The 12,197-nt window shown below is 46.0% G+C and carries 14 protein-coding genes; all 14 read left to right on the plus strand.

What is annotated here, in order from left to right; translation table 11 throughout:
* Nucleotides 1-39: 39 nt before the first annotated feature.
* Nucleotides 40-807, plus strand: a complete 768-nt coding sequence (locus tag ICN33_RS04320) for an ABC transporter ATP-binding protein (protein ID WP_216194870.1) — start codon at nucleotides 40-42, stop codon at nucleotides 805-807.
* Nucleotides 804-1,508, plus strand: coding sequence for an ABC transporter ATP-binding protein (locus tag ICN33_RS04325; protein ID WP_216194871.1), 705 nt, complete (start codon nucleotides 804-806; stop codon nucleotides 1,506-1,508). The genes ICN33_RS04320 and ICN33_RS04325 overlap by 4 nt, the downstream gene beginning before the upstream one ends.
* Before the next feature lie 22 nt (nucleotides 1,509-1,530).
* Complete coding sequence (locus ICN33_RS04330; protein WP_216194873.1) at nucleotides 1,531-2,754, plus strand: ABC transporter substrate-binding protein; 1,224 nt, start codon at nucleotides 1,531-1,533, stop codon at nucleotides 2,752-2,754.
* 18 nt (nucleotides 2,755-2,772) lie between these two features.
* The gene (locus ICN33_RS04335; RefSeq protein ID WP_215362427.1) at nucleotides 2,773-3,693 is read left to right on the plus strand and encodes a branched-chain amino acid ABC transporter permease; all 921 of its coding nucleotides are present in this window, start codon (nucleotides 2,773-2,775) and stop codon (nucleotides 3,691-3,693) included.
* Nucleotides 3,694-3,695: 2 nt separating this feature from the next.
* Nucleotides 3,696-4,625, plus strand: coding sequence for a branched-chain amino acid ABC transporter permease (locus tag ICN33_RS04340; protein ID WP_216194875.1), 930 nt, complete (start codon nucleotides 3,696-3,698; stop codon nucleotides 4,623-4,625).
* A 114-nt stretch (nucleotides 4,626-4,739) separates the two neighbouring features.
* Entirely contained in the window at nucleotides 4,740-5,477 is a 738-nt protein-coding gene (locus ICN33_RS04345) for a TSUP family transporter (RefSeq protein ID WP_216194877.1), read from the plus strand.
* 106 nt (nucleotides 5,478-5,583) lie between these two features.
* Complete coding sequence (gene mnmG, locus ICN33_RS04350) at nucleotides 5,584-7,506, plus strand: tRNA uridine-5-carboxymethylaminomethyl(34) synthesis enzyme MnmG (protein WP_216194879.1); 1,923 nt, start codon at nucleotides 5,584-5,586, stop codon at nucleotides 7,504-7,506.
* Nucleotides 7,499-8,167 (plus strand): 16S rRNA (guanine(527)-N(7))-methyltransferase RsmG, encoded by a 669-nt coding sequence (gene rsmG, locus ICN33_RS04355; protein ID WP_216194881.1) that lies wholly within the window; start codon nucleotides 7,499-7,501, stop codon nucleotides 8,165-8,167. The genes mnmG and rsmG overlap by 8 nt, the downstream gene beginning before the upstream one ends.
* Nucleotides 8,168-8,185: 18 nt before the next feature.
* Nucleotides 8,186-8,956, plus strand: coding sequence for a ParA family protein (locus ICN33_RS04360; protein WP_216194883.1), 771 nt, complete (start codon nucleotides 8,186-8,188; stop codon nucleotides 8,954-8,956).
* Between the two features lie 24 nt (nucleotides 8,957-8,980).
* A complete protein-coding gene (locus tag ICN33_RS04365) occupies nucleotides 8,981-9,871 on the plus strand; it encodes a ParB/RepB/Spo0J family partition protein (RefSeq protein WP_216194885.1) in 891 nt (296 codons plus the stop codon).
* Between the two features lie 69 nt (nucleotides 9,872-9,940).
* Nucleotides 9,941-10,435: an ATP synthase subunit I gene (locus ICN33_RS04370; protein ID WP_216194887.1), complete on the plus strand. Its 495-nt coding sequence runs from the start codon at nucleotides 9,941-9,943 to the stop codon at nucleotides 10,433-10,435.
* Nucleotides 10,436-10,475: 40 nt separating this feature from the next.
* On the plus strand, nucleotides 10,476-11,351 hold the full coding sequence (gene atpB / locus ICN33_RS04375) for a F0F1 ATP synthase subunit A (RefSeq protein WP_216194889.1): 876 nt from the start codon (nucleotides 10,476-10,478) through the stop codon (nucleotides 11,349-11,351).
* Between the two features lie 45 nt (nucleotides 11,352-11,396).
* Complete coding sequence (gene atpE, locus ICN33_RS04380) at nucleotides 11,397-11,663, plus strand: F0F1 ATP synthase subunit C (RefSeq protein ID WP_011901869.1); 267 nt, start codon at nucleotides 11,397-11,399, stop codon at nucleotides 11,661-11,663.
* Nucleotides 11,664-11,726: 63 nt separating this feature from the next.
* Entirely contained in the window at nucleotides 11,727-12,197 is a 471-nt protein-coding gene (locus tag ICN33_RS04385) for a F0F1 ATP synthase subunit B (protein ID WP_216194890.1), read from the plus strand.

Below are 12,197 nucleotides of genomic sequence, written 5' to 3' on the forward strand. Positions count from 1 at the left end.
TATTCTCGTATTCTTGCTCCCAAGTAGGGGGTAGAGGGCATGAGATTGCAAGAAATAATATTAAAAACAATTGGACTGGGGAAATCTTTTAAGGGATTTTCTGCGGTTACTGACGTGAACCTAGATGTTGCCCGCGGAACTATTCATGCCTTGATCGGGCCGAATGGTGCAGGCAAGACCACTTGCTTCAATTTGCTAACCAAGTTTTTGGAGCCCAGCAGCGGACAAATCTTATTTAACGGTCTTGATATCACCAACGAGGCACCCGCACAAATTGCGAGGCGGGGCGTTATTCGCTCCTTTCAGATTTCAGCCGTATTCCCACATTTAACTGTGGTTGAAAATGTCCGTGTTGCGCTGCAGCGAGGATTGGGTACCGAGTTCCATTTTTGGAAATCTGGCGACTCTTTAAACGTGCTTAATGAGCGCGCCCTAGAGCTTCTACATGAGGTTGGGTTGGAGGGTTTTGCTCATGAGGAAACCTTGAATTTGTCTTATGGCCGAAAAAGGGCGCTTGAAATTGCAACGACCTTGGCCATGGAGCCCGAGCTAATGCTTTTGGATGAGCCCACGCAGGGCATGGGGCACGAGGATGTGGAGCGTGTAACCGAGTTGATTGATCGTGTGGCCAAGGGCCGCACTATTCTGATGGTTGAGCACAACATGAAGGTGGTTTCTTCAATTGCTGACCGCATTACCGTTTTGCAGCGCGGCTCTGTGCTGGCTGAGGGTTCTTATCATGAGGTTTCAAACAACCCGCTGGTTGTTGAGGCCTACATGGGAAGCCATGGCGGAGACAACCTATGAGCAACATGGCATTAGAGGTTAAGAATTTAGAGTCTTGGTATGGCGAATCCCATATTTTGCATGGCGTCAATTTTGCTGTGCGTGATGGTGAAGTAGTTACCTTGCTTGGGAGAAATGGGGCCGGCAGAAGCACCATTCTTAAAACAATCCTAGGCCTTACTAGCAAAAGAACTGGTTCTATTGAGGTTTATGGCACACAAACCATTTCTATGCCGACTTACAAAATTGCGCGTCTAGGGGTTGGTTTTTGCCCAGAAGAGCGCGGAATCTTTGCCAGCTTAAGCACCGAAGAAAATTTATTGTTGTTGCCAGAGATTGCCCCTGGCGGCATGGGTTTGGATGAGATTTATGAAATGTTTCCAAACTTATACGAGAGAAGAAATAGTCCTGGCACTCGCCTATCTGGTGGTGAGCAGCAGATGCTGGCAATGGCGCGGATCCTGAGGACCGGTGCAAAACTATTGCTATTGGATGAGATCACCGAGGGATTGGCGCCGGTGATTGTGCAAAAGCTAGGTGAAGTTGTTACCAGTTTGCGCAAAAAAGGTTTCACGATTGTGTTGGTTGAGCAAAATTTCCGCTTTGCTGCACCCTTGGCGGATCGTCATTATGTTGTTGAGCACGGAAATGTAGTTGAAGTTGTAAATCAGAACGAGCTTGCTGAGAAAGCGGCTCTATTAAATGAGTATCTTGGTGTTTAGTGGATTTCTATAGGAGACAGCAATGAAGTTAAAGCAAATAACCGCGTGCCTGGTTGCGGCGACCATGTTTGGTTCAAACCCAGTGTTTGCACAAAGCGGATCAAAAGTAAGTGGCGATGTCGTGAAGATTGGCGTATTGACAGATCTTTCCTCAACCTATTCTGACCTGGCTGGCCCGGGCGCTGTGATTGCGGCGAAGATGGCAATTGCTGATTTTTCTAAAGATGGCACTGTTATTGGAAAGAAGATTGAGCTTGTTAGCGCCGATCACCAAAACAAGGCTGATATCGCTGCAAACAAGGCGCGTGAATGGTATGACAAAGACGGTGTAGACGTTATTGTTGAGTTGGTTTCAACCAACGTAGCTTTGGCTGTGATGGAAGTTGCCGAACAAAAGAACAAGATTACTTTGGTTTCTGGCGCGGGCTCTTTAACCATTACCAACGAAAAGTGTACGCCAAACAATGTGCATTGGGCTTATGACACATATGCACTGTCAAATGGCACAGGTAAGGCGGTTGTAAAGCAGGGCAAAAAGAATTGGTACTTTATTACTGCTGACTATGCTTTCGGCGCAGCTCTTGAGAAGGATGCTACGGCCGTTGTGACTGCTAATGGCGGTAAGGTTTTAGGTACCAGCAAACACCCGTTCCCTAATAGCGATTTTTCCTCATATCTGTTGAAGGCCCAAGCTAGCGGAGCTGATGTGGTTGCCCTTGCAAATGCTGGTCAAGACACCATCAATACTGTAAAGCAGGCATCCGAGTTTGGTATTAACAAAAAGCAAACCGTTGTTCCATTGCTAATGTTTATCTCTGATGTGCATTCTTTAGGTCTTCCTGCCGCACAAGGCATGTACCTCACAGAGGGCTTCTACTGGGACAAGGATGATAAGACCCGTGCGTTTGCTAAACGCTTTATTTTGCAACACAAGCGTATGCCAACCATGGTACAGGCTGGCGTTTACTCCTCTGTTTTGGCTTATTTAAATGCGGTACAAAAGGCCGGCACTGATGACACACAAGCTGTGATGAAGGCGCTTAAATCTACCAACATCGATGATGGCCTCTTCAAGGGCAAGATTCGTGCGGACGGCAAATTTGAGCACGATATGTATTTGCTTGAGGTTAAAAAACCAGCCGACTCTAAGAGTCCATGGGATTATTACAATGTTCGTGCTGTAATTCCTGCCGCTGAAGCTACTTTGCCGCTTTCGCAATCGAAGTGCAAGTTGGTTAATAAGTAAGAAACATAGAAATTAAGAATGTTTGAACTTCTCGGAATTACCCCTCAAGGGCTGGTAGCCCAACTCTTGGTGGGGCTTATCAATGGCTCGTTTTATGCCATATTGAGTTTGGGATTGGCCATTATTTTTGGCCTTCTCAACATCATTAATTTTGCGCACGGCGCTCAGTACACCATGGGTGCTTTTGTTGCGTGGATTGGTTTGACGCAAATTAGCCAATGGCTTGGTTTCCCTGATCTGTCTATTAATTATTGGTTTGCTTTAATTGTTGTGCCCCTGGTATTGGCAGGCTTTGGTCTCATACTAGAACGAACAATGTTGCGTCGCTTGTACCATCTTGACCATTTATACGGCTTATTGTTAACCTTCGGTTTGGCGCTCATTATTGAGGGTATGTTCCGCCATTGGTATGGAATTTCTGGTGAGAGCTATCCAGCCCCAGAGATATTGCAGGGCGCGATTCCTCTTGAGTCTCTTGGCATTATCTTGCCCAAGTATCGTGTATGGGTTGTGGTTATCTCCCTGGCGGTTTGCTTCTCTACTTGGTATGTCATTGAAAGAACCAAGTTGGGCGCATATTTGCGTGCCGGTACTGAAAACCCTAAATTACTACAAGCCTTTGGTATCAATGTTCCGCTAATGATTTCCTTGGCGTACGCCTATGGTGTTGGCCTGGCCGGATTTGCTGGCGTTTTAGCTGCGCCGATTTTCCAGGTGAATCCGCTGATGGGTTCAAACCTCATCATCGTTGTTTTTGCCGTGGTGGTGATTGGTGGCATGGGCTCAATTATGGGTGCCATTCTGACGGGCTTGGGCTTGGGCCTTGTTGAGGGCCTTACTAAAGTTTTTTATCCAGAGGCATCTGGCGTTGTGATTTTTGTGATCATGGCTATTGTTTTGTTGATTCGCCCTGCTGGACTTTTTGGGCGGGAGAAATAAACATGAATCCAAAAATAAAATTGTTATATGGCATCTTGGTTTTAATCGCTCTCCTGTTGCCGTTCCAAGACTTCATTTATCTTGTGTTCGCAATGAAGGTGTTGTGCTTTGCCCTTTTTGCTTGCGCATTTAATTTGTTGCTTGGCTTTACAGGCCTTTTATCTTTTGGTCACGCAGCCTTCTTTGGAACCGCTGCTTATATTACGGCGTATTTTTGTAAAGAGGCGGGCCTTTCACCTGAGTTGGGAATAATCTTGGGGGTTTTGGGTTCGGGCGCTCTAGGTTTCTTAATTGGTTCGCTTGCCATTCGCAGACAAGGCATTTACTTTGCAATGGTGACCTTGGCCCTTTCGCAAATGGTTTACTTCTTGGCAGTTCAACTTCCCTTTACTGGCGGTGAAGATGGAATTCAGGGGGTACCTCGCGGATCATTGTTTGGTCTGATTGACCTAAAGAATGACGTCGCCATGTATTACTTTGTTTTGGCGGTTTTCTTGTTTGGCTTTGCTGTGATTATGCGTGCGGTGCATTCGCCATTTGGTCAGGTGCTTAAAGCAATTCGCGAGAACGAGCCTCGTGCGATTTCTTTGGGTTATGACGTTGATCGCTTTAAGTTGATGTCTTTCGTAATTTCTGCTGCCCTTTCTGGATTGGCTGGATCAATGAAGTCTTTAGTATTCCAGTTGGCCACATTGACCGACGTTCATTGGCATATGTCAGGCGAGGTTGTATTGATGACCTTACTTGGCGGAATGGGAACTATTCTCGGGCCGGTGGTTGGTGCCGGCATTGTTGTTGGCTTGCAGAACTACTTAGCAAACATCGGCTCTTGGAGCACGATTGCAACAGGATTCATTTTTGTTATTTGTGTACTAGCATTTCGTCGTGGCGTTGTTGGCGAAGTTGCTGCGCACTTCAAAAACAAAAGCTAATTTCCTTTTATTATTTGCTTTTAGTGCGGCGTGAACTTTAATAGCGCCGTACTCATTTAATTAAAAGAGACCCTCATCGAATTTTCAATTTTCATATGGCCACTGCTTTTAGCAATGGCTTTTTTTGCTGGGCTGGTGGATGCGGTGGCTGGCGGTGGTGGCTTGATTCAGGTGCCCGCTTTATTTGCCGCCTATCCCGATGCTCCCCCAGCAACACTGCTTTCTACAAATAAGGTTTCAGCAGTTGGGGGAACTTTAAATGCTGCAAGAAAATACTTGCGCCATGTGTCGCTGCCTTGGGCAATTGTGCTGCCCGCGATTATTGCTGGCTTTATAGGCTCTCTGATGGGTGCCAATGCGGTTAGTAATTTTCCTGCGGAGCCCCTGCGTAAGGCTTTGCCATTCGTTTTACTATTTCTGTTGCTTTATACCTGGTTCCAACCATCACTTGGAGAATCCCACGCACCGAAAATTCTTGGTCGCTTTCAACAGGTTAAGGGAGCCATTCTTGGTTTAACCATTGGTTTTTATGACGGATTCTTTGGGCCTGGCACTGGTAGCTTTTTATTGTTTGGTTTCGTGCGCTTGTTTGGTTTTGATTTTTTACACGCATCTGCTGCAACAAAATTGGTAAATGTGGCAACCAATCTAGCGGCTATTTTGATGTTGGCCAGCCTTGGACATATTAATTGGCCCCTTGGGTTTGCAATGATGATTGCTAATATTGCCGGCAGTCAGTTCGGCAGTAGATTAGCAATTAAGCACGGCAGCGCTTTTGTGAGAAAGGCCTTTCTGCTTATTGTCAGTGTGTTGATATTAAAGTCAGCCTGGAACGCTTATTTTGTTAATTAAATCAAATACTTAGAAAAATTCTTTTTATTTCCTGGGTATTTTGATAGGTTTTGTTTCACGTGAAACAAACAAAATGCTATGATCATCGCCCTATCTGAGGCAAATCATGCGTTATTCCAAAAGTTTCGATGTCATTGTAGTTGGGGGCGGACACGCCGGGACTGAGGCCGCCCTTGCGTCAGCGCGCATGGGTTGCGACACCCTACTCATTACACATAGCATTGAAAATCTCGGTGCGATGAGTTGCAATCCCTCTATTGGCGGGATTGGCAAGGGGCATCTAGTCAAAGAAATCGACGCTATGGGTGGTGCAATGGCAGCCGCCACTGATGAGGCTGGTATCCAGTTCCGCATTCTGAACTCTAGTAAAGGCCCTGCCGTTCGAGCTACCCGCGCCCAAGGGGATCGCGTGCTTTATAAAGCCGCCATTCGTCGCCGACTTGAAAATCAGCCGCACTTAAGCCTATTTCAGGCTGCGGTTGATGATTTGCTGGTTAAAGGGGATGAAGTCCAAGGCGTAGTTACGCAAATGGGCTTGGAATTTGCTGCCAAAAAGGTGGTACTTACGGCCGGCACATTTCTGGATGGAAAAATCCATGTTGGCTTAAATAACTACGCCGGTGGTCGTGCTGGCGATCCGGCCGCCATTTCTTTGTCTGCCAGATTAAAAGAATTGAAGCTTCCTCAAGGAAGGCTGAAGACCGGTACCCCACCCCGAATTGATGGTCGAACTATCGACTTCTCAGTGATGCTAGAGCAGTCTGGAGACTTGGATCCTGTGCCGGTGTTCTCTTATTTGGGTCGCCCAGAACAGCATCCTAGGCAGGTTCCTTGTTGGATTTCTCACACAAATGAAAAGACTCACGACATTATTCGTGGTGGTTTGGATCGTTCGCCGATGTATACAGGTGTTATTGAGGGGGTTGGCCCACGCTACTGCCCTTCTATTGAAGACAAGATCCATCGCTTTGCTTCCAGAAATAGTCATCAGATCTTTTTGGAGCCAGAGGGCTTAACCACTAACGAGTTTTATCCCAATGGAATTTCTACCAGCCTACCTTTTGATGTTCAGTGGGATTTGGTGCGCAGTATCCGCGGCATGGAGTCTGCAGTTATTGTTCGTCCTGGTTATGCAATTGAGTACGACTTCTTTGATCCGCGCCAACTTCGGCATAGCCTTGAGACAAGGGCGATTGGCGGCCTTTACTTTGCTGGCCAAATAAATGGCACAACAGGCTATGAAGAGGCTGCGGCGCAGGGTATGTTGGCAGGTATTAATGCTGGATTGGCGGCTAAAGGTAGAGAGCCTTGGTTGCCGAAGCGCAGCGAGTCTTATATTGGCGTTTTGGTTGATGACCTGATTACCCGCGGTGTTCAGGAACCGTATCGTATGTTTACAAGTCGTGCCGAGTATCGCTTAAGTCTGCGCGAAGATAACGCAGATATGCGCCTAACCACCATTGGTCGAGAGCTTGGTTTGGTGGATGACTATCGCTGGGAGGTGTTTTGCAGAAAACAGGAGGCTGTTTCACGTGAAACATCTCGTTTGCAAGATATTTGGATTGGCCCAAAACATGAGGCGGCATCCTTGGTTTCTCAGTTACTAGGCCAAGATTTGTCCCACGAATGTAATTTAACTGAGTTATTGAGGCGGCCAGGTGTTACTTATGAGGCAATCACTGCCTTGGGTAATGGTATGTGGGCCCCAGAAACACTTGATGAGGATCTTGGTTTGGCTGCCCAAATTAGCGATCAGGTAGAGATTTCAGTCAAATACCAGGGCTATATCGACCGCCAAGCGACTGAAATCGCCCGTCAAGAACACAATGAGACGTTCCCGCTGCCAGAGTTGCTTGATTATTCGCAGGTTGTTGGTTTATCTAAAGAAGTTCAGCAAAAGCTCAATTTGCATAAACCTGAAACATTGGGTCAGGCTGGCCGTATTTCAGGGGTCACCCCCGCAGCCCTCTCCCTTTTGTTGGTTCACCTCAAAAAAGGTTTGGGTCGCACCCAAGAGACTCATGAGTGAAGGCCTGCTTGCCTTAGGAATTGAGGATCTTGGACTTCAATTGAGTCCAATCAATATTGCTGATTTAGAGCTGTTTCTACAGGAAATGGGTCGTTGGAATCAAGTCCACAATCTCACGGCAATTGAGGGTGAGAGAGACTCTATTAGGCTGCACCTTATTGATTCTATTGCAGTTTTACCAGTATTAAGGCAATTTTTAAATAGCCCATCGCCCAAGATTGCAGATCTCGGTTCAGGGGGCGGCTTGCCTGCAATCCCAATTGCTATTATTCAACCAGAGTGGCAACTTTCCCTAATAGAGGCCATACGCAAGAAGACGGCATTCTTGCAGCACGTACGCGGAAAGTTAAAACTTAAAAATATTGAAGTGCTCTGTGAGCGAGTAGAAGATGCTGCGTTGCAACAACCGGCGCAATTTGATGCCGTCATTTCACGCGCATTTACCAATCTCGCACGTTTTTTAGATTTGTCATTACCTTTCTTAAAGCCTGGTGGTTTGGTGTTTGCAATGAAAGCTAGGCGCGCTGATGATGAAATGAAAGATGTTTGTATGGGCGACTGGCGCTTGGTTGCCGATGAACCTCTTCGTATTCCAAATTTAGCGGTGGAGCGGCGCCTTTTGGTGTTGGCCCCCGTGAGAAAATCCACCCTCCCCTCTTAAGTAAATCCAAAAGTAGCCATGGCCAAAATTTTCTGTATTGCAAATCAAAAAGGTGGTGTTGGTAAGACCACTACTGCTGTTAATTTGGCGGCAGGCTTAGCGGGACTGCAACAACGTGTTTTGTTGGTAGACCTTGATCCTCAAGGTAATGCAACCATGGGTTCTGGTGTAGAAAAGGCGGACTTAAACACCAGCGTATATCAAGTATTAATTGGTATGGCATCGGTTAAGGAATGCGCGCAGCGTTGTGAAAGTTCTGGCTACGACGTACTGCCCGCGAATCGCGATTTGGCGGGCGCTGAAATTGAATTGGTAGATTTAGATTTACGCGAAGTGCGCTTGAAAGAGGCGCTTGCTCAAGTGTCGAATGATTACGATTTTATTTTGCTCGATTGCCCACCTGCATTGTCATTGTTAACACTCAATGGATTGTGTGCGGCAAATGGCGTGATTGTTCCAATGCAGTGTGAATATTTCGCATTGGAAGGCTTATCTGATTTAGTAAACACTATCAAACAAGTGCATGCGAATTTAAATCCTGATTTAGTCATCATTGGTTTGTTGCGTGTCATGTTTGATGCGCGCATGACTTTGCAACAACAGGTGTCTGATCAACTACTTGAACACTTTGGAGACAAAGTATTTAAGACTATTATTCCGCGCAATGTTCGCCTTGCCGAGGCCCCCTCATATGGGCTTCCCGGTGTTGCTTTTGACAAATCATCGCGTGGCGCAAAAGCTTATTTAGAGTTTGGTGCTGAAATGCTTGAGCGCATCAAACACATGTAATTCCAAGAAAGAAAATAAAAGATCATGGTTGCAATTAAGAAAAAAGGATTAGGCAGGGGGCTTGAAGCTTTGCTTGGAGAAAAGACTCAGCAAGCAAACTCTTCTACCGATATCAACCGTCTGCCACTAACAGCTTTGCAAGCAGGTAAATATCAACCGCGTCAAAAAATGGAAGCGGGCGCATTGCAAGAGTTGGCAGAAAGTATTCGTGAACAAGGCGTTATGCAGCCTTTATTAGTGCGCTTGGTAGCTCCCGGAAAGTATGAAATTATTGCGGGCGAGCGTCGCTTTCGAGCAGCAACGATTGCGGGCTTAAAAGAAGTTCCAGTTTTAGTTTCTGGTGCAGATGATCAAGCTGCCGCAGCAATGGCCTTGGTAGAAAACATGCAGCGCGAGGATTTAAATCCTCTCGAAGAATCACGGGGTTTGGCTAGGCTGATTGAGGAGTTTGGTTTTACACATGAGCAAGCAGCAAAAGCTGTCGGCAAGTCTCGTAGTGCGATTACCAATTTATTGCGTTTGGCTCAACTGGCAAAACCAGTCCAAGCCATGCTATTGGCTGGGGACATCGATATGGGACATGCCCGTGCACTTTTGCCTCTTCCGGGCGCTAGTCAGGTTGCTTTAGCCCAAAGAATCTCTGCCCAAGGCCTGTCCGTTCGTGAAGCGGAGCGCATGACTGCTGCTTTGGTTATTGCTGGTGGTCAGATAGGCGACAAAAAGTCTAAGAATAAGCCTGGGAATAAGTCACCAAGTGCGGACCCAGACATGCAGCGTCTAACGCAGGAAATAGCCGATTTAATCGGATTAAGCACTGAATTTAAGCTTAAAGGCAGAGGGGGAGAGCTCAGAATTCGCTTTAGCCAATTTGATGAGCTGGATTCCCTATTAAAAAAGTTGGGTATTGAGTCATAAATTAGGTATAAAAATGTCCCCAAATCCTTTGACATATTGCACTGCACACATTAAACTTTCGGGGCTAAATTGATTCCTCAAAAAAATCAATTTTCCAAGGTGGATGAATGGGATGAACCCGAAGAAGAAGTCATTCGGGTCTACAGCAAGGATGAAATTGTTGCGTTGCAGCAAATCAATGCGACAAAATACCGCGCCCTATCACCATGGAAAATTATTTTGGTTCAAGTCTTGATTACGGCTATCAGCATGTTGTTTTGGTCAATTTTTGGGGGGTTGGTAGGGGTAAGCCTTTATACTCAGTCGGCGTTTTTAGGTGGTTTAATTAGCGTCTTGCCTACAGCCTTGTTTTTAATTAGGTTGGAGTTGGCAAAGAAATCGCAAAGATTGAATCCAGGAAGGTTTTTGGCGGCATTAGTTTCAGGCGAATTTATAAAAATCGCCGTGACATTAATGATGTTTTTAGGGATTGCGTATTTCATCCCTGGCGTGCTTTGGGTCCCCTTGTTGGTGACTTATCTGCTTGCTTTGAAGTGTGTATGGCTAGCGTGGTTGTGGCGCTAAGTAGTGACAATTGAGATTGAAACAAAGGACTAGTTAAGAGATGTCTAGCGAAGTACACCAAGCCCACGAGGCAGCCGAACAAATGACGCCAACGGCGTACATTTCTGAGCACTTACAAAATCTCACCAGCACTGGTGAGCATCAAACTTCTATTGTCGATTTCAGCATTATTAATTTAGATACTATTTTTTGGGCCTCTTTGATGGGTCTCTTAGCAGTATTTATTTTGTTAATTGCCGCACGTCGTGCAACGCCCGGCGTTCCAGGTCGCTTCCAGTGTTTGGTCGAAATGATTGTGGAGATGGTAGATACGCAAGCTAAAAGCATTGTTCATGGCAACCGTACTTTTATTGCCCCTCTCGCGCTCTTCGTATTTTTCTGGATCATCCTTTTAAATACCCTTGACTTGATTCCAGTGGATTGGGTTTTGGGCGTAAATCACTTTATTGGTAATTTTGGCGGTCATGTACCTCATAACCGCATGGTTCCTACAACTGACTTAAACGCAACCATGGGCATGTCCCTATCGGTTTTAGTTTTGGTGTTCTTTTACAGCTTCAAGGTAAAAGGTTTTGGTGGATTTTTGCATGAGCTTATCTCTGCTCCATTTGGTGCAAAATGGTACTTAGCCCCATTTAATCTTGCATTGAACATCATTGAGTATTTGGCGAAAGGCGTTTCCTTAGGAATGCGACTTTTCGGCAATATGTACGCTGGCGAATTGGTTTTCTTATTGATTGCCTTGCTCGGTAGCGTATGGACCTTTAATTTAGATTTATCCCTGTTCGGATTGGTGGGCCATGTTATTGCTGGATCAGCTTGGGCCATCTTCCACATTTTGGTTATTTTGTTGCAGGCCTTTATTTTTATGATGTTGACCTTGGTTTACATCGGGCAAGCGCATAGCCATCACTAAGATTTTATTTTTAACTTACCTCTTTTAACTTCAGGAGTCAGCAACATGCAAGCATTTTTAGCAACTATTCAAGGTTCAACAGCTATCTGTATCGGCATCATCATCGGCCTCGGCGCGATCGGTGCATGTTTGGGTATCGCATTGATGGGCGGCAAATACATCGAAGCTTGTGCTCGTCAACCAGAATTGATGGAGCCACTCCAAACTAAGATGTTCCTTTTGGCTGGTTTGATCGACGCTGCGTTCTTGATCGGCGTTGGTGTTGCAATGTTGTTTGCTTTCGCAAACCCACTGCTCGCAGTTATTAAGTAATTGTTTTGGCGTGGATGACTATAAGGTCATCCAATTGTTCTCAACAATACTGAAAGGAATATCGTGAATCTGAACGCGACCCTATTCGCGCAAATGATCGTTTTCTTCGTCTTATGGTGGGTTGTTGCACAGTTTGTGTGGCCACCGCTAGTTAAGGCGTTAGATGAGCGTTCAAGCAAAATTGCTGCTGGTTTAGCTGCTGCCGAGCGCGGTAAAGAAGCACTCGCATTGGCCAGCAACGAAGCTGAGCAAGAATTAACTAAAGCACGCCAAGAAGGTGTTCAACGTGTCGCTGAAGCTGAAAAACGTGCACAAATGTCAGCCGAAGAAATTCGCGCTAACGCACAGGCTGAAGCTGCTCGAATCATTTCTCAAGCTAAGCAAGATGCAGATCAACAAGTTACTCGTGCACGTGAAGTGCTGCGCGCTGAAGTTGCCCTGCTTGCCGTTAAAGGCGCTGAGCAAATTTTGCGTCGCGAAGTTGATGCAAAAGCTCATGGCCAAATGCTTGATCAACTAAAGGCAGAACTTTGA

The organism is Polynucleobacter sp. UB-Tiil-W10, assembly GCF_018881605.1.
In the GTDB taxonomy this organism is placed as follows: Bacteria; Pseudomonadota; Gammaproteobacteria; order Burkholderiales; family Burkholderiaceae; genus Polynucleobacter.